General features: G+C 71.2%; 23 protein-coding genes. 15 read left to right on the top strand and 8 right to left on the bottom strand.

Annotation, left to right across the window (positions count from 1 at the left end; genetic code table 11):
* The first annotated feature begins 279 nt into the window (after window positions 1–279).
* Together ACIRB1_RS13630 and ACIRB1_RS13625 are read left to right on the top strand one after the other, a co-directional pair.
* Window positions 280–972 (top strand): metal-dependent transcriptional regulator, encoded by a 693-nt coding sequence (locus ACIRB1_RS13630; protein ID WP_352183275.1) that lies wholly within the window; start codon window positions 280–282, stop codon window positions 970–972.
* Between the two features lie 674 nt (window positions 973–1,646).
* Window positions 1,647–2,504 (top strand): alpha/beta hydrolase, encoded by an 858-nt coding sequence (locus tag ACIRB1_RS13625; RefSeq protein WP_352183276.1) that lies wholly within the window; start codon window positions 1,647–1,649, stop codon window positions 2,502–2,504.
* A gap of 94 nt (window positions 2,505–2,598) precedes the next feature.
* Here ACIRB1_RS13625 and ACIRB1_RS13620 read toward each other — a convergent pair whose 3' ends face one another.
* The 3 genes from ACIRB1_RS13620 to ACIRB1_RS13610 form a co-directional block, all read right to left on the bottom strand.
* Window positions 2,599–4,206, bottom strand: coding sequence for a transporter (locus tag ACIRB1_RS13620; RefSeq protein WP_403465641.1), 1,608 nt, complete (start codon window positions 4,204–4,206; stop codon window positions 2,599–2,601).
* Window positions 4,203–4,973: an ABC transporter ATP-binding protein gene (locus ACIRB1_RS13615; protein ID WP_352183278.1), complete on the bottom strand. Its 771-nt coding sequence runs from the start codon at window positions 4,971–4,973 to the stop codon at window positions 4,203–4,205. Before ACIRB1_RS13615 ends, ACIRB1_RS13620 begins: the two co-directional genes overlap by 4 nt.
* A gap of 108 nt (window positions 4,974–5,081) precedes the next feature.
* The gene (locus ACIRB1_RS13610; protein ID WP_352183279.1) at window positions 5,082–5,744 is read right to left on the bottom strand and encodes a bifunctional DNA primase/polymerase; all 663 of its coding nucleotides are present in this window, start codon (window positions 5,742–5,744) and stop codon (window positions 5,082–5,084) included.
* A gap of 256 nt (window positions 5,745–6,000) precedes the next feature.
* On the opposite strand from ACIRB1_RS13610, the gene ACIRB1_RS13605 reads away from it, so the two are divergent.
* Together ACIRB1_RS13605 and ACIRB1_RS13600 are read left to right on the top strand one after the other, a co-directional pair.
* A complete protein-coding gene (locus ACIRB1_RS13605; RefSeq protein ID WP_328829957.1) occupies window positions 6,001–7,386 on the top strand; it encodes a transcriptional regulator in 1,386 nt (461 codons plus the stop codon).
* Between the two features lie 200 nt (window positions 7,387–7,586).
* Window positions 7,587–9,314 carry a hypothetical protein gene (locus ACIRB1_RS13600; RefSeq protein ID WP_403465640.1) on the top strand — a complete coding sequence of 576 codons (1,728 nt, stop codon included), beginning with the start codon at window positions 7,587–7,589 and terminating at the stop codon, window positions 9,312–9,314.
* 42 nt (window positions 9,315–9,356) lie between these two features.
* Here the strand turns inward: ACIRB1_RS13600 and ACIRB1_RS13595 are convergent, their stop codons facing one another.
* The gene (locus ACIRB1_RS13595) at window positions 9,357–10,667 is read right to left on the bottom strand and encodes an ABC transporter substrate-binding protein (RefSeq protein ID WP_352183281.1); all 1,311 of its coding nucleotides are present in this window, start codon (window positions 10,665–10,667) and stop codon (window positions 9,357–9,359) included.
* 117 nt (window positions 10,668–10,784) lie between these two features.
* Here ACIRB1_RS13595 and ACIRB1_RS13590 point away from each other — a divergent pair, with 117 nt between their 5' ends.
* Window positions 10,785–11,285 carry a hypothetical protein gene (locus ACIRB1_RS13590; protein ID WP_352183282.1) on the top strand — a complete coding sequence of 167 codons (501 nt, stop codon included), beginning with the start codon at window positions 10,785–10,787 and terminating at the stop codon, window positions 11,283–11,285.
* 116 nt (window positions 11,286–11,401) lie between these two features.
* Window positions 11,402–12,283, top strand: a complete 882-nt coding sequence (gene purU, locus ACIRB1_RS13585) for a formyltetrahydrofolate deformylase (protein ID WP_352183283.1) — start codon at window positions 11,402–11,404, stop codon at window positions 12,281–12,283.
* Window positions 12,284–12,618: 335 nt separating this feature from the next.
* Here the strand turns inward: purU and ACIRB1_RS13580 are convergent, their stop codons facing one another.
* Window positions 12,619–13,968, bottom strand: coding sequence for a zf-HC2 domain-containing protein (locus ACIRB1_RS13580; RefSeq protein WP_403465788.1), 1,350 nt, complete (start codon window positions 13,966–13,968; stop codon window positions 12,619–12,621).
* Between the two features lie 179 nt (window positions 13,969–14,147).
* Window positions 14,148–14,729, bottom strand: coding sequence for a sigma-70 family RNA polymerase sigma factor (locus ACIRB1_RS13575; protein WP_352183284.1), 582 nt, complete (start codon window positions 14,727–14,729; stop codon window positions 14,148–14,150).
* A gap of 322 nt (window positions 14,730–15,051) precedes the next feature.
* On the opposite strand from ACIRB1_RS13575, the gene ACIRB1_RS13570 reads away from it, so the two are divergent.
* Window positions 15,052–15,441, top strand: coding sequence for an STAS domain-containing protein (locus tag ACIRB1_RS13570; RefSeq protein WP_403465639.1), 390 nt, complete (start codon window positions 15,052–15,054; stop codon window positions 15,439–15,441).
* 141 nt (window positions 15,442–15,582) lie between these two features.
* Window positions 15,583–16,095: an EF-hand domain-containing protein gene (locus ACIRB1_RS13565; protein ID WP_403465638.1), complete on the top strand. Its 513-nt coding sequence runs from the start codon at window positions 15,583–15,585 to the stop codon at window positions 16,093–16,095.
* Here ACIRB1_RS13565 and ACIRB1_RS13560 read toward each other — a convergent pair.
* Window positions 16,074–17,591, bottom strand: a complete 1,518-nt coding sequence (locus ACIRB1_RS13560; protein WP_403465637.1) for a class I adenylate-forming enzyme family protein — start codon at window positions 17,589–17,591, stop codon at window positions 16,074–16,076. The genes ACIRB1_RS13565 and ACIRB1_RS13560 overlap by 22 nt on opposite strands.
* Window positions 17,592–17,677: 86 nt before the next feature.
* Between ACIRB1_RS13560 and ACIRB1_RS13555 the strand changes: the two genes are divergently transcribed.
* From ACIRB1_RS13555 to ACIRB1_RS13540, 4 genes are all read left to right on the top strand, one after another.
* On the top strand, window positions 17,678–18,874 hold the full coding sequence (locus tag ACIRB1_RS13555; RefSeq protein WP_401190017.1) for an amidohydrolase family protein: 1,197 nt from the start codon (window positions 17,678–17,680) through the stop codon (window positions 18,872–18,874).
* Window positions 18,874–20,007 (top strand): acyl-CoA dehydrogenase family protein, encoded by a 1,134-nt coding sequence (locus ACIRB1_RS13550; RefSeq protein WP_403465636.1) that lies wholly within the window; start codon window positions 18,874–18,876, stop codon window positions 20,005–20,007. Before ACIRB1_RS13555 ends, ACIRB1_RS13550 begins: the two co-directional genes overlap by 1 nt.
* A 3-nt stretch (window positions 20,008–20,010) precedes the next feature.
* Window positions 20,011–20,928 carry an acyl-CoA dehydrogenase family protein gene (locus ACIRB1_RS13545; RefSeq protein ID WP_403465635.1) on the top strand — a complete coding sequence of 306 codons (918 nt, stop codon included), beginning with the start codon at window positions 20,011–20,013 and terminating at the stop codon, window positions 20,926–20,928.
* Between the two features lie 509 nt (window positions 20,929–21,437).
* A complete protein-coding gene (locus ACIRB1_RS13540; RefSeq protein ID WP_403465787.1) occupies window positions 21,438–21,908 on the top strand; it encodes an ATP-binding protein in 471 nt (156 codons plus the stop codon).
* A 396-nt stretch (window positions 21,909–22,304) separates the two neighbouring features.
* Here the strand turns inward: ACIRB1_RS13540 and ACIRB1_RS13535 are convergent, their stop codons facing one another.
* Window positions 22,305–23,240, bottom strand: coding sequence for a cyclase family protein (locus ACIRB1_RS13535; RefSeq protein ID WP_352183291.1), 936 nt, complete (start codon window positions 23,238–23,240; stop codon window positions 22,305–22,307).
* A gap of 95 nt (window positions 23,241–23,335) precedes the next feature.
* On the opposite strand from ACIRB1_RS13535, the gene ACIRB1_RS13530 reads away from it, so the two are divergent.
* From ACIRB1_RS13530 to ACIRB1_RS13520, 3 genes are all read left to right on the top strand, one after another.
* A complete protein-coding gene (locus tag ACIRB1_RS13530) occupies window positions 23,336–24,247 on the top strand; it encodes an SDR family oxidoreductase (RefSeq protein ID WP_403465634.1) in 912 nt (303 codons plus the stop codon).
* Between the two features lie 139 nt (window positions 24,248–24,386).
* Window positions 24,387–25,541 (top strand): acyl-CoA dehydrogenase family protein, encoded by a 1,155-nt coding sequence (locus ACIRB1_RS13525; protein WP_403465633.1) that lies wholly within the window; start codon window positions 24,387–24,389, stop codon window positions 25,539–25,541.
* The gene (locus tag ACIRB1_RS13520; RefSeq protein WP_403465632.1) at window positions 25,541–26,590 is read left to right on the top strand and encodes a Zn-dependent alcohol dehydrogenase; all 1,050 of its coding nucleotides are present in this window, start codon (window positions 25,541–25,543) and stop codon (window positions 26,588–26,590) included. The genes ACIRB1_RS13525 and ACIRB1_RS13520 overlap by 1 nt, the downstream gene beginning before the upstream one ends.
* The last annotated feature ends 81 nt before the right edge of the window (window positions 26,591–26,671 follow it).

Raw genomic sequence — 26,671 nt, 5'->3', positions numbered from 1 at the left:
GTGAGGTTGTGTCGCGGATCACCGTGCGGTCTGGACCATCGGGATGTCAATACGGCGGCCAGGGCGATCCGGGCCACCGCACAGCCCGTGCCGGGCCTGCCGCGGAGCAGGCGCGGAGCACGCGTGGAGCACGCCGGGAGGGGTGCCGAGGGCGGCCGTGACCGGCCGGTTTCGGCGGCGCGGCACGGTTGTCAGTGGTATGCGTCAGAATTGGGTCCAGGGCCAGCGCACGCGCCGCGGAGCCGTCGAGCTTCGGGCAGAGGTAATCGAGGGGCACGTATGTCCGGACTGATCGACACCACGGAGATGTATCTCCGCACCATCCTCGAGCTGGAGGAGGAAGGTGTGGTCCCCATGCGCGCCCGCATCGCCGAGCGGCTCGACCAGAGCGGGCCCACGGTGAGCCAGACGGTGGCGCGCATGGAGCGCGACGGCCTGGTGGCCGTGGCCAGCGACCGCCACCTGGAGCTGACCGACGAGGGCCGCCGGCTCGCCACCCGCGTGATGCGCAAGCACCGGCTCGCCGAGTGTCTGCTCGTCGACGTGATCGGCCTGGAGTGGGAGCAGGTGCACGCCGAGGCCTGCCGCTGGGAGCACGTGATGAGCGAGGCCGTGGAGCGCCGCGTCCTGGAGCTCCTGCGCCACCCCACGGAGTCGCCGTACGGCAACCCGATCCCCGGGCTGGAGGAGCTGGGCGAGAAGGACGGCGCGGACCCGTTCCTGGACGAGGGCATGGTCTCGCTGGCCGACCTCGACCCGGGAGTCGACGGCAAGACCGTCGTCGTACGGCGGATCGGCGAGCCCATCCAGACGGACGCCCAGCTGATGTACACGCTGCGCCGCGCGGGCGTGCAGCCCGGCTCGGTGGTGAGCGTGACGGAGTCCGCGGGCGGGGTGCTGGTGGGCAGCGGCGGCGAGGCGGCCGAGCTGGAGTCGGATATCGCCTCGCACGTGTTCGTCGCCAAGCGCTGAGCCGAGGGGCGGGGACCGGGGTGGGCGCCGGGCCGGGTGCCGTGCGGAACGCTGAGCTGCGGGTCGTCCAACTCCCGGGGTGCGAGGGGTAGTTGTGGCGTCGCGGCGGGGCCGTCGGCGATCCCGGCGAATCCCAGATTTAGTGAGCTGAATCGCCGCGCTCGGACGTTTCGCGTGCCAGGCTGTCGCGTGAGGCATATGACCGTGAGGGGGCGGGAGGATGTGCCGAAGACGTGGAGAGGGCCCCGGCGCCGCACGGCGCCGGGGCCTGTCCTCCCCTGTGCTGACCCGGAGCCCCGAGCGCTCAAGGTCATTCCCCTCGGACCGTTTTCCCCGAGCGGTCCGCCTCCCGCTGAAGATCTCCCCCCGGCGGCGGCGATCATTCCTCGCGCCGGGTCACTCGAACGAGGGGTGTCACGGCCGAGGACGGCATCTTCGAATTCGTATTCGATAACCTGCGGGGGATGAAACGCGCGGGGCGTGCCCTGTAGGAAGAGACACGCACGCGGCGCGCGGCGGGGGCGCGGGGCAGAGGTCAGAAGCGCGGAACGAGGGCAGAAGAGGAGAGACACAAGCACCGAGCAACGGCACAAGCGGCAGAGCGTGGTTCACAGGACCGGTGGCTCGAAGCGGGAGCGAGCGGTCCGTGCGGAGCTAGGGGGGTGCCAGGACCAATGGCGCGGCGCATCGACGTGACCGGCGCAGGCGGCGTACGCCTGGCCGCATGGGAGTTCGCGGACCCGCCCAAGTCGGGGGAGATCGAGCGAGCACCCGGAGTTCTCTTACTGCACGGCCTGATGGGCCGTGCCTCGCACTGGGCGTCCACCGCCCGCTGGCTCTCCGAACGGCACCGCGCCGTCGCACTCGACCAGCGCGGCCACGGCCGGAGCGAGAAGCCGCCGCGGGCGGCCTTCACCCGCGAGGCCTACGTCGAGGACGCGGAGGCCGCGCTGGAGCAGCTCGGGCTCGCCCCGGTCGTCCTCATCGGCCATGCGATGGGTGCGCTGACGGCGTGGCAGCTCGCGGCGAAACGGCCCGATCTGGTGCGGGGGTTGATCATCTGTGACATGCGGGCGTCCGCGCTGGGCGCGGCCTCGCAGCGGGAGTGGGCCGACTGGTTCACCTCGTGGCCCGTTCCCTTCGCCACGCTCGCGGACGTCCGCAAGTGGTTCGGTGAGGACGATCCATGGGTGGAGCGGCCCAATCCCTCCCGGGGGGAGTTCTACGCCGAGGTCATGCAGGAGTCCGCGGACGGGTGGCGGCCGGTGTTCGAGCCCGAGCAGATGCTGAAGTCGCGGGAGACATGGGTGTACGACGCGCACTGGGAGGAACTGGCCCAGGTGCAGTGTCCCGCGCTGGTGGTGCGGGGGCTGGACGGAGAGCTGGGGCGGGCCGAGGCGCAGGAGATGGTGCGGGTCCTTCCCAGGGGGGAGTACGCGGAGGTCGGTGACGCGGGACATCTCGTGTTCTACGACCAGCCCGACGCCTGGCGGGCGGCTATCGAGCCGTTTCTTGACGGGGTGCTGGTGTGAGGTGTGCGCCTAGGGGGGTGGGGGCTCCTGTTGCGGGGCGGGTGCGGGTGGGTCGTGGCTGGGTGCGCAGTTCCCCGCGCCCCTGAAAGACCGCTCAGGCCTTGCTCACTGCCGCCAGGATCTCCGGGAGGCGTCTTGCCGTGCCCGGTGCCGCCAGGCGCAGGCCCGCGTAGGTGATCGCCGTTCCGTAGGCCGCACCCACCGGGAGCAGCACCCAGCTCCACTGGTCGCCGTCCGCGCTGACGTTCGCCCAGATGGTGAGGGCGATGACGGGGGAGCAGAGGAGCGCGGCGGAGATCATGCCGCCGAAGATGGAGATCCAGGCGAGGCCGGCCTGGCCGGGGGCGACGTTCTTGTGGGTGCCCTGGGGGATGGAGTAGGGGAAGCGGGCCGAGGTCCAGGCGCCGGTGGCGAGCATCGCGCCGAGGAGGGCGAAGGACAGGCCGAGGACCTCGGGGAGCCGGTGCCAGTCGCCGAGCAGCGCTGTCGTCACGACGGTCACGAGCGTCGCGTACGGCAGGGTGATCAGCAGCAACGCCAGCGCGCGGGCGCGGAGTTCGACGTAGGCGTCCCGTGTCGTGGAGATCGTCGTCGCGACCATCCAGAACGCGGAGGTGTCCTGGCCGAACTGGTTGTACATCTGGATGCCGAGCATCCCGGCTGCGAAGCACGCGAAGTACACCGAGCCCGTGCCCTGGATGGCGTTGAACACCGGCACGATCAGACCGATCGCCAGCGAAGTCACCCACGCCGCCTTGGTCTTGGGGTCGCGCCACACGTACCGCAGGCTGCGTTCCATGACCGTGCCCGTGCGGCCCGACGGGAGGAGCCGGGACAGCGCGCCCGTCGCTGCCTTGTCCTTCGCCGCCGGTTCCGCGGACTGGATCGTCGAGCCGTCCGGTGCCGTCATCAGCTTGGTCAGACTGCGGGACCAGAGCACCACCAGGGCCGTCAACGCGGCCACGGACAGCGCCAGTTGGGCGGCTGCCAGACCGTAGGAACCCTTGCTCACCGAGTCCACCGCGCCGACCGCCGTCGCCGGTGGCACCCAGCGCAACACCTCGGCCGCCGGATCGAGCTTGGACAGGCCGCTCGAACCGAGGTGCTGCAATCCGAAGTTGACCACCTGCGCGCCGACCGCGATCACCAGCCCGCTCAGCACCGCGAGGTCGCGGCCCTTGCGGCTGGTCAGCAGGCGGATGTTGGCCGCGGCCACCGCCCGCGCCAGGGCCACGCAGCTCAGCAGCCCGAGGGCGAGCGCCACCACCGCGGTGACGTAGGCGGCGGCGCCGTGCGCGACCGCGATCACCGAACCGAGCAGCAGCACCAGTGTGAACACCGGCCCGATGCCCACCAACGAGGCCGCCAGCAGCGCCCGTACGAGGGGCTGGGGCCGAAGGGGCAGCATCACCAGGCGAGTCGGGTCGAGGGTCTCGTCGCCGGACGGGAAGAACAGCGGCATCACCGCCCAGCCCAGCCCCAGGACCGCGACGAGGAGTACGACCACGGAGACCGCGCTCGCGTCCCCGCGCAGCGCGATCAGCCCGACCAGCTGGAGCGCGGCGATCAGCAGCGCCACGACCGCCGACGCGACATACGCGGCCCGGCGCCCGCCGGACTGCCGTAGACCGTTGCGGAGCAGGGACAGCTTCAGGCGGACGACGACCGGGGTGATCGAGGCGGGAGCCGTGGTGTCGGTCATCGGGCGCCGCCGCCCAGCCAGTCGAGGTCGGAACCGTGGTCGCGGGCGCCGGCGCCGACGAGTTCGAGGAATGCCTGCTGGAGCGTGGGGGATTCGCCGCGGACCTCGGCGAGCGTGCCCTGTGCGCGGATGCGGCCGGCGGCCATCACGGCGACCCAGTCGCAGAGGGACTCGACGAGTTCCATGACGTGGGAGGAGAAGACGACGGTGGCGCCGGAGGCGGTGTAGCGCTCCAGGACGCCCCGGATGGTCTGCGCGGAGACCGGGTCGACGCCCTCGAACGGCTCGTCCAGGAAGAGGACTTCGGGGTTGTGGAGGAGAGCGGCGGCGAGCCCGATCTTCTTGCGCATACCGGTCGAGTAGTCGACGACCAGCTTGTGCTGGGCCCCGGCCAGGTCGAGCACGTCGAGCAGCTGCGTGGCCCGCTTGTCCACCTCGGCCCCGGGCAGCCCCCGCAACCGGCCGCTGTACCCGAGGAGTTCACGGCCCGACAGCCGCTCGAAGAGCCGCAGCCCTTCCGGCAGCACACCGATCCGCGCCTTCACGGCCACGGGGTCCTGCCACACGTCGTGCCCGACGACCGAGATGCTCCCCTGATCGGGCCGCAACAACCCGGTCACCATGGAGAGGGTGGTGGTCTTCCCGGCTCCATTGGGCCCGACCAGCCCGATGAACTTCCCCGAAGGCAACTCCAGATCGATCCCGGCGACAGCGATCTGCTGCCCGAACCGCTTCCAGAGCCCACGCACACTCACAGCCGACGTCATACCGTGCAGCCTACGGTCAGGGGACCTGCCCAAGGGGCGCGGGACAGTGTCGGTACCCGGGTCCGCCGCGGGGCGCGAGCAGCCCCCACCGAACCGGCACGCGCGCGACTACCGATCACGCCCGCACGCGTAGGCGAGCGGCGAGATCAACTCCTCCGCGTCCGGCAGCCAGCGGTTCGCGGCGGTAGGCCGGCAGGCCCACTGCACGGCCCCCCGAGACCCGAACCGCGTGGGCGGCGCGGCCACATACCCGCCCTCGCCCAGCACCACCAGATCCAACGACGCCGGCGACCACCCGATCCGCCGCACCAGATCCGGCACCTTCACCGACGCCCCCGGCAGCACGAAGAACTCCATCCGCCGCGCCGGCGTCACCATCACGGGCCCGAGCGTCAGTTCCATCCGCTCCATCCGGGCCAGCGCGAGAAAACCCGAACTCTCCGGGACTGAGATCGCGTCGAACGTCCGCCCCGTGGGCAGCAGGATCGAGGACGCCGGCTGCTTCTGCCACATCCGCCGCGCGACCGTCGCACTGCCCGTCGCCTGTGTCGCCCAGTCCTCACGCGCCGGGTGTGCGCCGGGTGCGGCGCACGCGGTGTCGCCACAGGAGCAGTGCTGCACCCCGTCGACGGCTTCCAGCCAGGTGCCGGGGAAGACGTCCCAGTGGCGCTCCTCCGCGTAGCGTACGGCTGTCTCCAGCAGCGATTCCCCGCGCTGCTTCGGAATCTGAGCGGCTTCGGTGCCCGCGATCGTCTCTTCCACGCCCAACACAACTCCCGCACCCACCTGGAGTTACGGGCGTAGCGCGCGCGGGGGAGGGGCATCGATTCCGCAACTGGGGCGCATGGAGGCATGTGCGGGGGCGCGCGGGAGGAACGACAGCGGCAGCTGGGTAGCCACGTGTGGGGCGGGCACCAGCTTTTACCCCGGCATTCCTCGCAAGCTTCGCATTTTCGCCATGTTCGCTGGGCATTGATCTTCACGGCCGGATCTTTTCGCTTCAGGGGTTGTTCCCAGGGGGTACGCCATGGCCGCAAGGCCACTTGTCGCGCGGCAGCCGAACGAACGGCTGCAAGCGCTCATCCAGGAGGCGGGGTGCTCGAACGCCGGGCTGGCCCGCCGGGTCAACATGTGCGGCGCCGAGCACGGTCTCGACCTGCGCTACGACAAGACGTCCGTGGCCCGCTGGCTACGGGGACAGCAGCCGCGAGGGCGGGCGCCGGCGATCATCGCCGAGGCGCTGGGCCGCAAGCTGGGCCGTACGGTCACGATCGACGAGATCGGCATGGCCAACGGCAAGAACCTCGCGTCGGGCGTGGGCCTCCAGTTCTCGCCGACCGTCCTCGGGGCCATCGAGCAGGTGTGCGAGCTGTGGCGCAGCGACGTGGGCCGGCGGGACTTCCTGTCCGGTTCGTCGGTCGCCGCGTCCGCGCTGGTCGAGCCGAGCCGTGACTGGCTGATCTCCTCGCCCGACTCACAGGTCGCGCGGGCGGCGGGGCCGAGGGTGGGGCAGTCCGACGTGGCGGCCGTGCGCGCCATGACCCAGGCGCTGAGCGACCTGGACCACCAGTACGGCAGCGGGCATGTGCGCCCGGTCGTCGTGCACTACCTCAACAGCGTCGTCTCCGGGCTGCTGGCGGGGTCGTACCGGGAAGCCGTGGGGCGTGAACTCTTCGCCGCCGTCGCCCGGTTGACGGAACTCGCCGGGTACATGGCCGTCGACACCGGTCAACCCGGCCTGGCGCAGCGGTACTACATCCAGGCGCTGCGGCTCGCGCAGGCGGCGGGGGACCGCGGATACGGCGGCTATGTCCTCGCCGCGTCCATGAGTCACCTGGCCGCGCAGCTCGGAAACCCGCGTGAGATCGCCCAGTTGGCGCGGGCGGCGCAGGAGGGGGCGCGGGGGCGCGTGACCCCGCGGGCCGAGGCGATGTTCTACGCGGCCGAAGCGCGCGGGCACGCCCTGATGGGGGACGCGCGGTCCGCGCAGCTCGCGTCGGGGCGCGCGGTGAGCGCGCTGGACGCGGCCGATCCGTCGTCCGGTGACGACCCGGCGTGGATCGGGCACTTCGACGAGGCCTATCTCGCCGACGAGTTGGCGCACTGCCACCGCGACCTGGGCCAGGCCGAGGCGGCGGCGCGGTGCGCGCAGGAGTCGCTGGACGGGCACCCGGAGTCGCGGGCGCGCCGCCGGGCCATCGGATATGTGCTGCTGGCGAGCGCGCAGGTGCAGCAGCGCGAGGTCGAGCAGGCCTGCAACACGGGCCTGAAAGCGGTGGAGTTGCTCGGTTCGCTGCGGTCCAACCGGGGCGCCGAGTATCTCGACGACTTCCAGCAGCGGCTTGAGCCGTACCGGGACGAGCCGGTGGTGCGGGAGTTCGGGGCACGGATGGAGTTGCAGGCCGCCGCGTGAACGGCGGGGTGACCAGCAGGTGAACACCGCTCCGGTGCGGAAAGGAGTGCGGACAGCGGCACTTGGAGCGGAGGCGGGTCCGGGACTGTTACGGCCGTCACAAGAGGGCAGGTCCAGTCCAGTGCTGCGTGGCACCGGGCTCGGGGTACCCGGTAGCGTGAGCCGACGATCCCGTAGGTCCCCCATTCGTAGGAGTCCCGGTGACGCAGAGTGGACAGGGCGAGGAGCCCTCGGCGCGGCCCGCGCGCGAAGGCATCGTGCTGCCCTCCGACGGAGGTGAACCCCTCCTGCCGGGTATGACGGGCGGACGCGGTAACCAGCAGTCGGGCGGGCAGCCGTCGATAGCACCCCCGACCAGCGGTCAGTCCTGGGGCGGGCCCTGGGGCCCCGACCGGCACGACCAGCAGCAGCACCAGAGCCCGGCCCCGCCGCCGGGCCAGGGCTGGGGCGAGTCGCAGCAGCAGTGGGGTGCCGGCCCCGAGCAGCCCGCGTGGGGCGCCCAGGACGGCATCCCGGGTCAGCCGGGCGCGCTGCCCGAGGAGAGCGCCCAGCACGCGGCCTACGGCGTGCAGCAGCAGTCGTACGCCCAGGAGTACCCGTCGGGGTACGCCCAGGAGCCCGCCGCCGGATACGTCGGCGCGGGCTACGCGGCCGAGCAGCCGCCCGCGACACCCCAGGGCGCCGCGCAGAACTACGGCTACGGATACGGCGGTTCCGCCTCCACCGGGCACCAGCCGTCCTCCGGCGCCCTGCCGGCCGCGTTCCCGAGCGTGCCGCTGCCGCCCGCCGACGAGGGGGCCACGCAGTACATCCCGCCGGTGGCCAACGTGCCCGGTGACGAAGGCGCCACCCAGTTCCTGCCGCCGGTGCCGGCCGCGCCCATGGACGAGGGGGCGACGCAGTTCCTGCCGCCCGTCACGCCCGGGGCGCTGCCGCCCGAGGTGCCCGCGGGGCCGATGCCGCAGCAGGCCGGGCACCCCGACGCGCAGCCCACGCAGTTCCTGCCGCCGGTGCCCGCGCAGGGCGGCGCTCCCGGGTACGGGGTGCGGCCGGGCGGACCGGACGACCGGCAGCCGCCCGCCGAGTTCGACAACCTGTTCCGCAGCGACGCCGGGGGCGAGCAGCCCGCCGGGTCCACCCAGCAGATGCCCCGCTTCCAGCAGCCGCCGCGCGCGGAGCAGCAGGGGCAGGGGTACGGGCAGGCCCAGCCGTCGTACGCGCAGCAGGGGTACGCACAGCCGTCGTACGCCCCGCCCGGGGACGGCGGCCGACGCGGCGCGCCGGGGGACGACGGCGGCCGGGGCGGGCGCCGTTCGCGGGTGCCGCTGATCGCCGGGGTCGGGATCGGTATCGCGATCCTCGGGGTCGGTGCCGGGGCGCTGCTCAGCGGGGGCGGCGGCAAGAGCGACGCCAACAAGACGGTGGCCGCGACGTCGGCCGCCACGGACGGTTCCTCGTCGGCGGGCACGGATGCCGCGAAGGAACAGGCCGTGGCCCTGGACAAGTTGCTCGCCGACAGCGGCAGCAGCCGTGCCTCGGTGATCAAGGCCGTCGGCAATGTGAAGGCCTGCAACAAGCTCGGCGAGTCGGCCTCCGACCTGCGGGACGCGGCCAAGCAGCGCGCCGAACTGGTGACCAAGCTGTCCCAGCTCAGCGTGGACAAGCTGCCGGACAACGCGGCCCTGACGACCGCCCTCACCAGCGCGTGGAAGGCGTCGGCGTCGGCCGACAACCACTACGCGGCCTGGGCCGACCAGGCCGCCGGCAAACACGGCTGCAAGAAGGGCCAGGCCCGCACCACCGGCCAGACCGGCGCGGGCAACGCGGCAAGCGGCGTCGCCAGCAACCAGAAGGTCAAGGCCGCCGCCCTCTGGAACACGATCGCGAAGACGTACGGCTTGACCCAGCGCCAGCCGACGCAGCTCTGAGGAACGCGGGCGCGGGCCTCGGAAGGGGCCCGCGCCCGGCTCCTAGTCCAGATCCGCGCTCTCCAGCGTCCTCGTCATATCGAAGAAGCCCTTCTTCGCCGAGACCAGGACGCCCTTGCGGACGACCTGGAGGGTCACGCACGCGTTCACCAGGCGGGACAGGCCGACCGAGGCGAGGTTGTCGTCGCGGGAGCTCCACTGGAGGGTCGGGGTCAGGCCCCCGGTGTTGACCTTCACGCCGTCGTCGAGGGCGCGGCGCACGGTGTCGGAGGTGATGTCGCCGCTGCCGAGCGAGTTCACGACCGCCTTGAACGCGGTGTACGCGATCCAGGTGGTCTGCACGCCCGCGTCCGCGGGGTCGATGCGGTTGTCGCCGAAGGCCACCTCGTTGACGGCCTTCTTCATCGGGTCCCAGCGCGCGTCGCTCGCCACCGGGTACCAGCCGGTGATGTACGACCCCTCGTAGGGCCCGGACTGCCCGCCCGTCGAGTTGATCTCGGTCTGGTCGACGCTGCCGAGCACGGTCGCGGCGTGCACCGCGGGATAGTCCTGACGGTCGCGCCGGAAGGAGTCCATGAAGGTGTCGGTACGGTCCCCGAGCGAGGGCACCACACAGCCCTCCTTGCCCGAGCCGCCGGTCGCGCTCTCCAGCGCCCGCGTCGACTGGCTGGAGTACTCGGTCGCGTCGTCCGCCGCGAGCTGGTCGGTCGCCGCCGCGTGGCCGCCCGCCGCGAGCCCGGCGTTGAGCAGCGGGGGCAGGTCGTCGCCCGCGATGGAGTCGGGCCGTACGAGGGCGACCGGGCCGCAGGCCGGGCCGAGTTCCTTGCCGAGGCCCGCCAGGAGCGCGGGCTGGCCGCCGTTGACGGGGTAGGACAGGGCGCGGGTGAACTCCTCGGTGGTGACGCCGTAGCCGCCTATGTAGGGGATGCCGGCGCCCTCCAGCGGGGCGAAGAACGAGTCGCTGAACTCGCTGTAGGAGCCGACGACCGCGACCACGTTCTTCTCCACGGCCTGCCGGGCGCACTTCGCCGCGGACACGTTCGTGTTGTGGTCGTTGCAGGTCAGGACCGTGAGCTTGCGGCCATTGATCCCGCCGTGCTTGTTGATCCACTTCGCGTACGCCGTCGCCATGGCGGGCATGCCGGGCTTGTTGGTCGCGCCGGTGTCCCACGGCGCCCACGTCATGACGGTGATGGAGTCACCCCCGGCGCCCCCCGTGACACCGTGGATGACCCCGCAGCCGGCGAGGAGGGACGCGCACACCCCCAGGGCCGCCGCCGACAGGGCGGTCGCTCTGACGGGCCGGGTGAGAGGGGGGAGGAAGGTGCTGCGGTTGCGTCGCCTGCCGGTCATGTCCACACACGCTTCCGCCACACCGCTAACCGAGCAGTGACTCTGGGTCAACAGATGGTGACGTGGGGGTGAATTACGGGGGGTGTTCCTGTGTGTGTGACGAGGAACGTACGATCGATGACCGTGCAAGGTTCGGAGAACTCTTCCCGTCGCCCCCGTCGCTCCTCCACCATGGGCGGCATGCCACTGAACGACATGCCCTGGTGGCGCTGGCGCAGCAACGTGCGTTCCGCGCTGCACATGCTCTCCGACCCGGCGTTCCAGCAGAACGTCTGGCTGGCAGGTGTCGACGGGTACGGCGACGTCACCGACGCCGTCTACCGCCTCGTCGAGGACACCTGGCTCGACAACTGGTCCGCCGAGAAGTACGTCGGCACGATCTTCCGCGACTCCCAGGAGGCGGCCCTCGTCGACACCGCCGTCCTGCGCGTCCTGCGGATCATGCACCAGGTGGGCCCCGACGCGCAGGTCTCCGCGTACGTCGACCACCAGGCGTGGCCGGAGGCGGTGCGGGCGGCGCGGGACGCGCATGTGCGGATGGCGGTGAGCGACGGGGAGGACCCGGACGCGCCGCCGCGGACGCTTGAGGTTCTCCAGATCATGACGCGGTCCGCGTAGCGCCGGGCGGGTTCGCCGGGGGCGGGTTCGTCCCTTCGCGACACGCCGGGTGTCCGGTCGGTCCGGGTGGCGGACGCCGATGTGTCCGCTCAGGGGGATATGGGACCCTGTCCGGCATGAACGCGCAGTCCACCCCCGCCGCGGCAGCCGCCGACCAGTACGTCCTCACCCTGTCGTGCCCCGACAAGCAGGGCATCGTGCACGCCGTGTCGAGCTACCTCTTCATGACCGGCTGCAACATCGAGGACAGCCAGCAGTTCGGTGACCACGACACGGGGCTGTTCTTCATGCGCGTCCACTTCTCGGCGGAGTCGCCGGTGACGGCGGAGAAGCTGCGGGCGAGCTTCGCGGCGATCGGTGACTCGTTCCACATGGACTGGCAGATCAACCGGGCCGGGGACCGGATGCGGGTCGTGCTCATGGTCAGCAAGTTCGGGCACTGTCTGAACGACCTGTTGTTCCGGGCGCGGATCGGGGCGTTGCCGGTGGAGATCGCGGCGGTGGTGTCCAACCACACGGACTTCGCTGAGCTGGTGGAGTCGTACCACATTCCCTTCCACCACATTCCGGTGACGAAGGAGAACAAGGCCGAGGCCGAGGCGCGGGTGCTCGAACTGGTCCGCGAGGAGAAGGTCGAACTCGTCGTCCTCGCGCGGTACATGCAGGTTCTCTCCGACGATCTCTGCAAGGCGCTCAGCGGGCGGATCATCAACATCCACCACTCCTTCCTACCGAGCTTCAAGGGTGCGAAGCCGTATCACCAGGCTCATCTGCGGGGTGTGAAGCTGATCGGGGCGACGGCGCACTATGTCACCGCCGACCTCGACGAGGGGCCGATCATCGAGCAGGAGGTCGAGCGGGTGGGGCACGACGTCACCCCGGACCAGCTGGTGGCGATCGGCCGCGATGTCGAATGCCAGGCGCTGGCACGGGCGGTCAAGTGGCACGCGGAACGCCGAATCCTCCTGAACGGCCGCCGGACGGTCGTGTTCGCCTAGGAACACGGGGGTTGCTGCTTCGGCGGTGGGTGCGGGTGCGGGTGCGTCGTGGCTGGTCGCGCAGTTCCCCGCGCCCCTGAGGGTCTCTCCGTGCGGGTGTGGGTGCGGGTGCGTTGTGGCTGGTCGCGCAGTTCCCCGCGCCCCTTCGGAACCCCGGCCCAGTTTCAGGGGCGCGGGGAACTGCGCGAGCAACCACGGACTACCCGCACCTGCCCCGCAAACGGAAGCCCCCTCACCCGCACCGACGAAACGAACCGTGCGCTACGAAGGGGCGCGGGGAACTGCGCGACCGGCCCCCACTCACCCGCAGTCGCCGACGAAGCCGGAACCGACCCCTACATCCGGCTCAACGACGCCGTGGCGAACAGCACATCCCGGATCGCCTCCCGGTCACCGAGTTGCCCCGCGGCCGCCTCCTCCGGAGAAACGTGCCCGGCGGCGAGGTGGCAGAACTCGACGCCGTCCAGGGCGATATGGGCGACTTCCCGCTCGGCCGACCCCACCGCGCCGGGCGAGTCCAGGGAGATCAGCCACTCGCCCCCGCCATGCCCCTCGATCTCCAGCCGAAGACTCCGCCCCGCCTCCCCCGCCCCGACGAGATGCCGCCCGCTCACCGGCGAAGCCAACCCGTGCCGACGCCGTACGGCCAGCGCGGACGGCAACATCCGCGCGGCCAGATCGATCATCCGGTTCAGACCGCGCGGGGACGGCGGCTCGTACGGATAGTCGACCGCCTCCGCGATGTCCTCCGCGTGGACCCAGCACTCGAAGGCCCGGTCGAGCATCGCATCGTGCAGCGGAAGCTCGAAGTCGCCGTAGGACACGGCCAGTCCGCCGGTGCTGCCGCCGGTGAAGGACACCGTGCGGACGATGTTGTGGCTCTGCTCGCGCCAGGGCGCGCGGATGGACCGGGTCGTCGGGAAGTGCGACGACTTCCAGTACGCCTCGGTACGCGCCGCCGGCGTCGACGGCTTCGCGGTCTCCCCGGTCAGCGGGTCGTCGAGGCCGAGCGCCGCCGCGACCAGGCCGTCGACGGTCAGCAGATGCGCGATCACCCCGGCGACGGTCGTACGACGGCTCGTCGGCCCCACGCCGTCGAACCACCGCAGCCGCACGGGCGCGTGCCACTCGGCGTCACCTATGTCCTGGAGCAGCGCGTCCAGCCGCGCCGTCTCCGCGTCGTACGCCGTCGCCCACTCCGGCACCGGGATGCGCGGCGGCCGGCGGTCGAAGGAACCGGTCAGGACGCGCGTCCGCAGCCCGGGGTCGAGGTCCAGCGGCTCGACGGGATGCAGCAGGCCGACCGCACTGCGCAGCCGCATCGCCTCGTCCGCGCAGGCCCCGCACTCGCCGAGGTGTTCCTCCACGGCCGCCGTCTCCTCCGCCGAGCACGCGGCCAGCGCCCACGCGCCGAGCAGCGCCTTCAGCACCTGGTGCTCCAGCACCAGCGGCACCGGCAGGGACGCGGTCGCGTCGAGGTCGGGCAGCGGACGCCCGCTGTCCTCCACGGAGGCCCGGGGCAGCGGGATGCGCGGCGGCTCGCCGTCCCCGTCCCCGCTCGCGGCACCGCTGTGCGCGAACCCCCCGCCGCCGGGATCACCGGCCCCACCCCGCGAGCCCTCACCGCCCCCGGGATCGCCACTACCGCCCGGCCCACCCCGCGTGCCGTCGCCGTCGTCGTCCACCGAACCGCCGTTCCCGGAGCCGTCGTTCACAGGGCGGCCGTGCTCGGGGCCACCAGGCCTGCCGGACCCACCCGCCCCACCCTGCGCGGGCACGACCCCCTCACCGTCGCCGAACCCGTCGTACTCCTCGCGCCCCTCGTGTCCCCCGAAGTTCTCGAAGTCGTCCCGCCACGCGTCGCTCACGTGCCACCCCTCGCTCCCGGCGGTGCGCCGGCGTCGTGGGCGGTGGACAGGAGCTGGAGGCCGAGGCGGAGGCGGCGCCTGGCCTCGTCCTCGGTGACGCCGAGGTCGACGGCGGTCTGGCGGTAGTCACGGCGCTGGAAGTAGGCGAGGTCCAGGGCGGCCCGCAGCGGGGCGGGCATGGACGTGACGATGTAGTCGGCGCGGGCGGCGACGGAGGCGTGGCGGACCTTGCGCTCCAGCTCCTCCGCGGAACCCCGGCCGTCGCGACCCTCACGCGCGAGCGCGGCCGTCTCCGTGGCCCGCAGGCGCTGCACGGCGAGCCGGTGCGTCAGCGCGGCCACCCAGGAACGCAGCGGGCCCTGCTTGGGGTCGTAGGCGTCCGGGTGCTCCCAGACGTGGGTGAAGACCTCGCGGGTGATGCCGTCGGCCGCGCGCTCGTCGCCCAGGACGCGGTGGGCGAGGGAGTGCACGAGGGACGCGAAGCGGTCGTACAGCTCACCGAGGGCCGCCGCCTCGCCGCGCGCGAGCCGCTGCTGCATCTTGCGGTCCCAACGGGGCGGTGCGTCCTTCGTCGCCATGCGACCCCCTTCACCGTGGCTGTGCCCGAGTCAAGCGTGCGCTCACCGTCTCTTCGAATGTAGTGGGCACGTCTGACAGCGCACCCCCCATTCTGCAATTGCACGCCCCCGAACCGACGCAGGTGGTAGCGGATCTGTGCCTACCCTGCCCACATCTGATCGAACAGGATCGAAGCCGACTAAAACAAGCCTCTTCCGACCGGTTTCCGTTTCTGGGCCTGTGTTTCAGGGAACGGCCGCTGGGCAGCCGCGCTGCAAGGAAGCGTAGGTACGGCTTCCGTTTCCGGACGGTTTCCGGGAGTTCCGGCTAGCGAAAGGCTCGATGGTGGCCTTCAAAGTGAACGACGGCGAGCGCGGCGGCTGGTCCGTGCTCCTCGTGTCCGGCGAACTGGACCTGGTGACCTCGCCGGTGTTGCGCCAGGCGGTGCACGACGTGGTGGCCGAGGGGCAGCACAGCCTGGTCCTCGACCTCTCCGAGGTGCTGTTCTGTGACTCCAGCGGCGTCGGCGTGCTGATCGCCGTCCGCCGACTGATCCGCTCCTGCCAGGGCCATCTGCGCGTGGTTCTGCCCGCGCAGGGAGCCGTCGACGGCTCTCATGTGAACCGGGTCCTCGGCGCCCTCGGTGTGCGTCGTCTCTTCGACGTCTACCCCGATGTGATGACGGCCACAGAGGACGAACCCGAGGACGAGGCGGACCCTCTCTCGGCGTGACACGGCGGTTTCCGGCGTGACGTCGTTGTTTCGGAATTTCCCCGGTCTTGGTACAAGCGTCGTTTTCCGCTCCCGGACCCGTCTCGGCGTCGTACGCTCCCTGCCAAGTGCACCCCACATGAGTAAGGCGGCCCGAAAGACATGGTCAGCACCGAGTACGAGCGACGGATCGCGGCCCGGTTCGCCACCTTCGACCAGGACGGCAACGGGTTCATCGACCGGGAGGACTTCAACTCGGCGGCCAAGGCGCTGCTCACGGAGTTCGGCACGGCGGCCCGCTCCGACAAGGGCCAGGCCCTGTACATCGGCGCGGAGGCGTTCTGGCAGGGCATGGCCGGCATCGCGGACCGGGACGGCGACCAGCGCGTCAGCCGCGAGGAGTTCGTCAACGGCGCGGTCAAGCGGCTGCGCGACAACCCGGAGCGCTTCGCCGAGATCGGCCGCCCCTTCCTGCACGCGGCCCTCGACGTGGCCGACCCGGACGGCGACGGCTCGGCCACGATCGCGGACACCGTGCGCGTCCTCAAGGCCCTCGGTGTGCCGGACGACATCGCCGCGACGGCCGCCGACGCCCTCGACACGGACAGCGACGGCAAGGTGGGCGAGGCGGAGATCGTCTCCTCCTTCGCCCGCTACTTCACCGTCCCCGAATAGCGCTCCCGCAGCTTGTACTTGAGCACTTTGCGCAGGGTCTCGTTGCGCGGAAGGGCGTCCACGATCTCCAGCCGCTCCGGCAGCTTGTGCACGGACAGCCCTTCCGCGCGCAGATAGTCGGTGACGGCGGCCAGGGTCAACTCCCCGGCCCCCGGCGGCTGTTCGACCACCGCGCACACCCGCTCCCCCCGCTCGGCATCGGGCAGCCCCACGACGGCCACGTCCCCGACGTCCGGATGCGCGGCGAGCAGATCCTCGATCTCCTTCGCCGAGATGTTCTCCCCCTTGCGGATGATCACGTCCTTCAGCCGCCCGGTGAGAATCAGATGCCCGGTGTCGGTCAGCAACCCGAGGTCACCGGTCCGCAGGAAGCCGTCCCCGTCGAACGCCTCGGCCGTCTGCGCCGGGTCCAGGTATCCCTGGCACACGGCCTCCCCGCGCAATCGCACCTCCCCGCCCGCCGCGATCCGTATCTCCATCCCGTCCGGCGGACGCCCCTCGGTCGTGGCCAGGTTCTCCACGGTGTCGTCGGGCGCCCCCATCGTGATCATCGGCACCTCGGTCATGCCGTAGCCGTGGGTGAGCTGCACCCCCATCTCCCGTACGACGGAGTGGTAGACCTCCGGCGGCTTCGGCGCGCCACCGCCCGCGAGCAGCCGTAGCGAGGGGATGACCTTCTCGCCCGGCTGCTTGCGCTGCTCGGCGAGGAACATGGAGTAGAAGGCGGTTGAGCCGCCGGCCACCGTCACCCCGTGCTTGCGGTACCCCTCCAGCGCGTCCGGCAGGGCGAACTGCTCGAACAGCACCGCGGGGAAGCCGTACAGCAGCAGCATCACCGTGTAGTCGGGCCCCGCTATGTGCGCGTACGGGAAGGCCATCGAGCCCACGTCGTCCGCCGTGAGGTGGAGCGCGTGGGCGAGGCAGGAGCCGCCCGCGATCAGTGAACGGTCCGTGTGCAGCACGCCTTTGGGATCGGAGGTGGTGCCGGAGGTCCAGTAGATCCAGCGCACGGAGGTGCCGTCGGCGGGCGGGGCCGGGAGCAGGTCCGGCTCTCCGTCCGGGAGTTGGGAGCTGTCGTACGCCTCGAAGATCCCCCTGGCGCCGAGCCGCCGTGCCATCTCCGTGTGGTCGAAGCCGCGCCAGACGCCCGGCACCGCGAAGAACTCCGCCTTCGACTCCCGCAGCGCGAAACCGACTTCGCGGTCGCGGTAGAAGGGGATCACCGGGGTCTGTACGGCGCCCAGGCGGGCCAGCGCGAAGGAGAGCAGGGCCGTCTCGATGCGGGTGGGGAGCTGCCAGGCGACGACCGTGCCGGGGCGGACGCCCATGCCGTACAGGCCCGCCGCGACCCGCTCGGAGCGGTCGTGCAACTCGCCGAAGCTCAGGGCCCGGTCGTCCTGGAGGAGGACCGGGCGGTCGGGGGTGAGGTCGGCGCGGCGGGCGACCAGGTCCCAGAGGGTGCGGGAGGAACTCAGGGAGTGCGCCGTCTCGTTCATGGTCCCCCTCCTTGGCTGACGACTCGTCAGGTGACATGCTATCTGACGGGTCATCAGATAAGTACCGTCCCGGCGGAGGGGAACCCATGACCACCGAACTGCCCCGCATCATCAGCGTCGACGACCACGTCATCGAACCCGCGCACCTCTTCGAGACCTGGCTGCCGAAGAAGTACCGCGACCGCGGCCCCCGGCCGCTCACCGCCGGAATCGGCGAACTCGCCTACGTGGCAGGCAAATACCAGATCACCATGGACCCGGAAGGGCCGCCCACCGACTGGTGGATCTACGAGGACCTGAAGTTCCCGTACAAGCGCAACATCGCCGCCGTCGGCTTCGACCGCGACGACATGACCCTGGAGGGCATCACCCGCGAGCAGATGCGCCCCGGCTGCTGGGACCCGGCCGAACGGCTCAAGGACATGGACCTCAACCACGTCGAGGGCTCGCTCTGCTTCCCGACCTTCCCGCGCTTCTGCGGCCAGACCTTCGCCGAGGCCCACGACAAGGAGGTCGCGCTCGCCTGCGTCCGCGCCTACAACGACTGGATGGTCGAGGAGTGGTGCGGGGACAGCGGCGGCCGGCTCATCCCGCTGTGCCTGATCCCCCTGTGGGACGTGGAGTTGGCCGTGGCGGAGATCCGGCGCAACGCGGCACGGGGCGTGCGCGCGATGACGTTCTCCGAGATCCCCACCTACCTCGGGCTGCCCTCCATCCACTCCGGCTACTGGGACCCCTTCTTCGCCGTCTGCCAGGAGACCGGCACGGTCGTCAACATGCACATCGGCAGCAGCTCCCAGATGCCCGCCGCATCCCCGGACGCACCGCCCGCCGTACAGGCCTCGCTCTCCTTCAACAACGCGATGGCCTCGATGATGGACTTCCTCTTCAGCGGCGTCCTGGTGAAGTTCCCGACCCTCAAACTCGCTTACTCCGAAGGGCAGATGGGCTGGATTCCGTACGCCCTGGAACGCGCCGACGACGTCTGGGAGGAGCACCGCGCCTGGGGCGGGGTGCGGGACCTGATCCCCGAGCCGCCGTCGACGTACTACTACCGGCAGATGTTCTGCTGCTTCTTCCGCGACAAGCACGGGGTCGCCTCGCTGGACGTGGTGGGCCGGGACAACGCCACGTTCGAGACCGACTACCCGCACGTCGACTCGACCTTCCCGCACACCAGGGAAGTCGCCCTCGACCATGTGAAGGGCCTCGACGACGAGACCGTCTACAAGCTGATGCGGGGCAACGCGATCCGCATGCTGGGCCTGGACCTCGACCGGTAATGGACCTCTCCTACACCCCCGAGGAGGAGGAGTTCGGCGCGCGCCTGCGGGAGTGGCTGGGCAAGGCGCTCCCCACCCTCCCCGCGAAGCCGTCCCCGGACGACTGGCCCGGCCGTCGTGCCTACGACCTCGGCTGGCAGCGGATGCTGTACGACGCCGGGTACGGCCATGTGCACTGGGACGCGTCCCCGACGACCCGGCTGATCTTCCTGGAGGAGACCGAGAAGGCGGGCGCGCCCTACGTGGGGGCCAACTTCGTCGGGCTGTTGCACGCCGGGCCGACGATCGCCGCCGAGGGGACTCCCGAGCAGCGGGAGCGGTGGCTGCCGCCGGTGCTGCGCGGGGACGAGGTGTGGTGCCAGGGGTTCAGCGAACCCGGGGCCGGGTCCGACCTCGCGGCGCTGCGCACCCGCGCGTGGCGGGACGGCGACGACTACGTGGTGAGCGGCTCCAAGATCTGGACCTCGCACGCCGAAGTCGCCGACTGGTGCGAGCTGTTGGTCCGCACGGACCCCGCGGCGCCGAAGCACCGGGGGATCAGCTGGCTCGCGATGCCGATGTCCGCGGCGGGGATCACCGTGCGGCCGTTGCGGACGCTGGCCGGGTCCGCGGAGTTCGCCGAGGTGTTTCTCGACGAGGTGCGGGTGCCGGTCGGGAATCGGGTGGGGGACGAGAACGACGGGTGGCGGGTGACGATGGTGACCCTTTCCTTCGAGCGCGGTACGGCCTTCGTGGGGGAGGTCGTCGCCTGCCGGCGGGTGCTGGGGGAGCTGGCGGTGGAGGCGCGGCGGAACGGGTGTTGGGACGACGCGGTGCTCAGGCGTCGGCTCGGGCGGCTGAACGCCGAGTTCCGGGCGCTGTGGCGGCTCACTCAGTGGAACGTGAGTGAGGCCGAGGCGAGTGGGGGAGTGCCGGGGGCCGGGGGGTCGGTCTTCAAGCTCCGGTATTCGCACGCGCGGCAGGAGCTGTACGACGTCGCGGCGGACGTTCTCGGGGTGAACTCCCTTGATCTGGAGCGGCCCTGGGTGCTGGACCGGCTGTCCTCGCTCTCGTACACGATCGCGGCCGGTACCTCGCAGATTCAGCAGAACATCGTGGCCGAGCGGATTCTCGGGCTGCCGAAGGGAAGGTGAGCCGTGCGGTTTCAACTGACCGGCGAGCAGCAGGCGTTGCGGGCCGTCGTGCGGGATGTGGTCGGTCGCTCGCCGGCCGCGGACCCGTCCTGGCCGGTCGCGCCCCGCGGCGGAGCCGCTGATGGACGCAGCCCCGCGCCCCCGAAGTGCCCTCCTCGGCTGGACCGGGGTCTGTGGTCGGCCCTGGGACGGCTCGGGGTGTTCTCGCTGCGGTTGCCCGAGGCGGAGGGGGGAGCCGGACTCGGGTTGCCCGAGGCCGTGTTGGTGTTCGAGGAGCTGGGGCGGGCGCTGGTGCCCGGGCCGTTGGCGGCCACGCATCTCGCGGCCGGGGTGGTGCCCGGCGCGGCCACCGGGGAGGCGGTGGTCGCCGCTGCCGACGGCAGCCTCGTGGAGTGGCTGGACGAGGCCGATGTCGTGCTGCCGGGCGCCGAGGGCGCGGTGGCGATGCGGTCGGTGGACCCGTCGACGCCGGTGCATCGGGTGCCGGCCCCGGCGCGGGTCGAGCCGGTCGCCGTGCTGCTGACCGCCGCGGAGCAGCTGGGTACGGCCGGGCGGGTGTGCGGGCTCGCGGTGCAACACGCCCGGACCCGGGAGCAGTTCGGACAGCCCATCGGCGCGTTTCAGGCCGTCAAGCACCTGTGCGCGCAGTCGTTGGTACGGGTCGAGGTGGCCCGGGCCGCCGTGTACGCGGCGGCGGTGACCGGGGACGCGGTGGACATCGCGGCGGCCCGGCTGCTCGCCGACGAGGCGGCCGTGCGCGGAGCCCGGGACTGTCTTCAGGTGCATGGCGGGATGGGCTTCACCTGGGAGTCCGAGGTTCATCTGCATCTGAAACGGGCGTGGGTGCGGGCTCGGCGTGGCGGCGGGGGCACGGAGAGTGAGGAACTGCTCGCGGCGGATCTGGCGGGTCGCCCGGGCTAGCGGGGCGTCTGCCTGCGGGGATCGGAAGGGGCTCGACAACGGTGTCACGGATCGTGGCATATCGGAATCACGGAGCGTTGATATCGGGTTGTGTCCTACGCGTGACTTGTCACGGCCTGGAGTCGCCCGGGGGCTCCGGTACCTTGTGTGGGATGCGAGTGGTTCAAGGTACGAGCCATGCCGGTGTTGCCTGTGAGGCGGCCCCGGATCGGGCGGTGCGCTCCGTGGCTCGTACGGCAGAACGGGCTTTCACCCCTGCCTGTTCGACTCCCCGCGACGAGCGTCGCACAGTATCCCGCACACGTACTCCTTCGCGCTGGAATATGCCCGAAGCGCTTGTTGGGGTGACTGAACGTCAACCATGCTGTCTCGCAAGGGATTCACGTTCCGTGACCCCGGTTCTGGCCGTTGTTCTGGCCATGCAGGAAATGGCTACGATCGTGGCCCTCGTGAGGCGCGAGGCTAAGTGTCCGCCGGTTCGGATGGTGTGAGCGGTGCAGGTGCTTCAAGTGCAGCTGGAGATCCGGCCCGACCCCGCGGAGGTGGGGCGAGCCCGACGGTGGGCGCGCTCGCGCCTCGCCGGGTCCGGGATAGAGGCCGACGAACCGCTCGCCGAGACGCTGATCCTGCTCGTCTCCGAACTCGTCACCAACGCCGTGGTGCACACCGGTTGTCCGGCCGTGCTGCGGCTCTCGCTGCCGGGGGTGGCGACCGAGTCCGCGACCGTACGGCTGGAGGTCGCCGACACCAGCTGCAAGGCGCCCGTGCCGCGGTGCGCCGAGGGTGACGAGACCGGCGGCCGAGGCCTGGCCCTCGTGGACGGCCTCGCCGACCGCTGGGGCTGGAGCGCCGAGGGCACCGGCAAACGCATCTGGTGCGAGCTGGACCGGGGCGGTGAATCCCGCGAGACCGCGTTCGGGGGCGGTGTCACGGCGTTCGAGGGCTTCGGGTTCGAGGGCTTCGCGTACGAGGCCGTCTAGCCGGCCGGTTCTCCCGTGACGGGCGTCTGAGCTGGTCGCCCGGTGCCGCCGTGTAGGTGCTGTCTGCAAGTGCCGGGTGGAGATGCGCCGGGGTGTGCTTCCGTGTGCGCCCGGCGACAAAAAGGGATCAAGGGGGCATTTCCCCGGACGGGCGTTGACGCGAAGTGACCATGTGGTCACGCTTGTGGGCAGCGATTCGCCGCGAGGGGACGACGAGGGCTTCGGTGACGGGAGTCCTCGGCGAGTGTGGGTCGTGTTCGGCGTGGGTCTCCTCGGGGCGGGAGGCCAGGACGGGTACGCCGGAGTCGGATGGCGGCACGCGGTGCCGTGCTCGGGGCGGGCAGCAGCGTGCCGCCATCCGACCGTAAGCCCGGCCCTCGTCAAAACCGGACTGCCCTAGAGGATGGCGATCGGGGCCACCGGGGTTCCCGTGGCGCCCACGAAAGGTTCGGGCATCGCGGAGAGGAGGAACGCGTAGCGGTTCTCTTGTCCACAGGCTGTGGACAACTCTTCGAGATTCCAGTTCTGGCCTTGCAGCATCCCCATCTCGACCAGATCGAGCGCGTGCACCGGCAGCCACAGGTCGGCGATCTCCGGCGGAAATATCTCGAAGGTGAGGGTGTCGTTGGCGACCGCCGCGACATCGCGCGCGTGGAACCACTCCGGCGTACGGACCGACAGCCCGGGCGACGGATAGCCGTACCCCTGCTTGTCGCCCGCCAGATACACCTGCACCTGCCCGGTCCGTACGAGCACGATGTCGCCCGCGCGGACCCGGGTGCCGGCCAACTCCTCGGCGGCTTCCAGGTCTTCGGGGGTGACGGCGTGGCCGCCCTCCAGCCGGTCGACGCCCCGCGCGCGTGCCACGTCCAGCAGGACCCCGCGCGAGACGATGTGCCGGGCCTTGTCGATCCCGCTGAACTCGGCGCCGCCGTGCGGGGTCACGGTGCCGGCCGGGCGGCCGTTGTAGAGCTTCCCGGAGTGCGAGACATGGGTCAGCGCGTCCCAGTGCGTGCCGGCCTGAAGGCCCATCGTCACGGCGTCGTCGCTGCACGCCACCGTCCCCGGGCCGAAGAGTTCCTGGTTGATCTGCACCATCGCGTGCAGGGGGTTGACCCGGCCCGGGATCATCCCCGTCTGGACGCCGTCCTGCTGGAGCGGGAGGGCGAGGGGGACGCGGCGGCCGGTGCGGATCTCGGCGGCGGCGGCTCGGACCACCTCGTCGGTGATCAGGTTCAGCGTGCCGATCTCGTCGTCCGACCCCCAACGGCCCCAGTTGTTCACGCGCTTGGCGATGTCGTGGAACTCGGGACCAAGTGTCGGCGCTGACATCGGGGCCTCCCCGGGGCTTGTGTCCAGGCATCTGACGGGCCGTAGAATCTGAATCGAATCTAACGGACCGTCAGAAACTGCGGGAGGGGCCGGACATGGGGAACTTCTTGGCAGGCAAGGTCGTCGCCGTCACGGGGGCCGGGCGGGGGATCGGACGGGCGGTCGCGCTCGCGGCCGCCGCCGAGGGGGCGCGGGTCGTCGTCAACGACTACGGCGTCTCGATGGACGGGGCCTCGCCCGCGAGCGAGATCGCCGAGGGGGTCGTCAAGGAGATCCTGGCGGCGGGAGGCGAGGCCGTCGCCGTTGCCGACGACATCTCGACGATGGCCGGCGGACAGCGGGTCGTCGATGTCGCGGTGTCGTCGTTCGGGCGGATCGACGGGGTGGTGTGCGGGGCCGGGATTCTTCGGGAGCGGATGCTTTTCAACATGTCCGAGGAGGAGTGGGACCCCGTTCTCGCGACCCATCTGAAGGGGACGTTCACCGTGTTCCGGGCCGCTTCGGCGGTGATGCGGAAACAGCGGGCCGGGACACTCGTCGGATTCACCAGCGGCAACCACCAGGGCTCCGTCTCGCAGGCGAACTACAGCGCCGCGAAGGGCGGGATCATCTCGCTCGTGCGGAGCGCCGCGCTGGGCCTGAACAAGTACGGGGTGACCGCGAACGCGGTGGCGCCCGTCGCGCGTACGCGGATGTCGGCCAACGTTCCCATGGAGCTGGCGGAGATCGGGTCGCCGGAGGATGTCGCCGCGATGGTGGTCTATCTGCTGTCGGACGCGGCTTGCGAACAGGGGATCACCGGGCAGGTCTACACCGTCGCCGGGCCGAAGATCGCGGTGTGGGCCCAGCCGCGTGAGCTGCGGGCCGCGTATGCCTCCGGCGGGTGGACGGCCGAACGGATCGCGGAGTTCCTGCCGGGGTCCGTCGGGGTGGATCCGATGCCGATGCTCGCGCGGTTGCGGGAGATGGAGCAGGCGGCGCGAGAAGGGAGCCGGCCCAACGCCTAGTGGGGCGGGGGCTGTTGTGGGCGGGTGCGGGTGCGGGTGGGGTGTGGCTGGTCGCGCTCACGCGGCTGAGCCGCACATCGATACGGCCCCGCGCCTCTTGAGGGAGATGGCCTGAGCGGTGTTCTTTGAGGAGCCCCCTGTGGATTTTGGGTTTGCTGCCGAGGACGAAGTGTTCCGGGCGGATGTGCGGGCCTGGTTGGCGGAGCATGTTGATGCGGATCAGGATCGGCGCAGTTGGGAACGGGCGCTCGGCAAGAGCGGCTGGATCGGGCTGGGCTGGCCCGAGGACGGATACGGCAATCGCCTCGCGACCCTCACCCAACAGGTCGCCTGGGCCGAGGAGTACGCGCGGTCCGCCGCACCGCCGAGGTCCGGTCACATCGGGGAGAACCTGCTGGCCCCGACCCTCATCGCGCACGGCACCGACGAGCAGAAGTCCCGGTTCCTGCCCGCCATCGCCGCCGGGGACGAGCTGTGGTGCCAGGGGTACAGCGAGCCGGGGGCCGGGTCGGATCTCGCCGGGGTGCGGACCGCCGCCGTGTGGGACGCGGGGGAGGGGGCGTACCGGATCAGCGGGCAGAAGATCTGGACCTCGCTCGCCCATGAGGCCGACTGGTGTTTCGTGCTGGCGCGGACCGAGACGGGGTCCCGGCGGCACCGGGGGCTGAGTTTCCTGCTCGTGCCCATGGACCAGCCGGGGCGCGTCGAGGTCCGGCCCATCCGGCAGTTGACCGGGACCAGCGAGTTCAACGAGGTGTTCTTCGACGGGGCACGCGCGCGTGCCGAGCATCGTGTGGGGGGTGAGGGGGAGGGGTGGACGGTCGCCATGAGCCTGCTCGGATTCGAGCGGGGGGTGTCCACCCTGACCCAACAGATCGGGTTCGCACGGGAGTTGGGGCGGGTCGTGGAGGCCGCCGTCGCCTCGGGGGCGGTACGCGATCCCGTCGTACGCGAGCGGCTGGTGCGGCAGTGGGCCGAGTTGCGGGCCATGCGGTGGAACGCGCTGCGGACCCTCGGGCGGGCCGGGGACGCGGGGGCGCCCAGTGTGGCCAAGCTGCTCTGGGGCGGCTGGCATCAGCGGCTCGGGGAGCTGGCGATGCAGGTGCGGGGGGCCGCGGCGACGGTCGGGCCGGTGGACTGGACGCCGTCCCTGACGTACGAACTCGACCTGCTCCAGCACCTGTTCCTCTTCTCACGGGCCGACACGATCTACGGCGGCTCGGACCAGGTTCAGCGCACGATCATCGCCGAGCGGGTGCTCGGTCTGCCCAGGGAACCCAAGGGGGTCGTCTGATGCGCGGTGTGGTCTTCGACGGCGAGCAGATCCAGGTCGTGGACGATCTGGAGGTACGGGAGCCGGGACCCGGGGAAGTGCTAGTCGCCATCTCGGCGGCCGGGTTGTGCCACAGCGATCTGTCTGTGGTGGACGGGACCATACCGTTCCCCGTTCCTGTGGTGCTGGGGCATGAGGGGGCCGGGGTCGTCGAGGCCGTGGGTGTGGGCGTCACCCATGTGTCGCCCGGGGATCATGTCGCTCTGTCCACGCTCGCCAACTGCGGTACCTGCGCCGAGTGCGACCGGGGGCGGCCGACCATGTGCCGGCAGGCCATCGGGCGGCCGGGGAAGCCGTTCACGCGGGGCGGGAAGCCCGTGTACCAGTTCGCCTCCAACTCCGCCTTCGCGGAGCGGACCGTGGTGCAGGCCGTGCAGGCCGTACGGATACCGAAGGACATTCCGATGCCGTCCGCCGCGCTCATCGGGTGCGGGGTGCTGACCGGGGTCGGTGCCGTTCTCAACCGGGCGCGGGTGGGGCTGGGGGAGAGCGTTGTCGTCATCGGGACCGGGGGGATCGGGCTCAATGTCCTTCAAGGGGCCCGGATCGCGGGGGCGTCGACGATCGTCGCGGTCGACGCGAATCCTGGGAAGGAGGCTGTGGCGCGGGAGTTCGGGGCCACGCACTTCCTGACGTCCGTCGAGGGTGTGCGGGAGATTCTGCCCGACGGGGCCGACCACGCGTTTGAGTGCGTCGGGCGGGTGGAGTTGATACGGCAGGCCGTGGATCTGCTGGACCGGCACGGGCAGGCGGTGCTGCTCGGGGTGCCGCCGGCCACCGCCGAGGCGTCCTTCCTCGTCTCGTCCATGTATCTGGACAAGTCGATCCTGGGGTGCCGGTACGGGTCCTCGCGGCCGCAGCGGGACATCGCCCTGTACGCGCAGCTGTACCGCGAAGGGCGGTTGCTGCTCGACGAGTTGGTGACCGAGACGTATCCCGTCGAGGACTTCGAGAAGGCGGCGGGGGACGCGGAGGCGGGGCGGGTGGCTCGGGGGGTGCTGACGTTCTGACGGGTGCCCAGGAGCTCGGGGGCGCTGAATCGTCGGCGGCTGCCGGTCCGTGGGGGCTGGTCGCGTGGTTCCTCGCGCCCC

The sequence above is a fragment of the Streptomyces sp. NPDC096013 genome, assembly GCF_044763565.1.
Lineage (GTDB): Bacteria > Actinomycetota > Actinomycetes > Streptomycetales > Streptomycetaceae > Streptomyces.
Note: the sequence above shows the minus strand (reverse complement) of the source record. Positions and strands in the feature narration are given on the sequence as shown.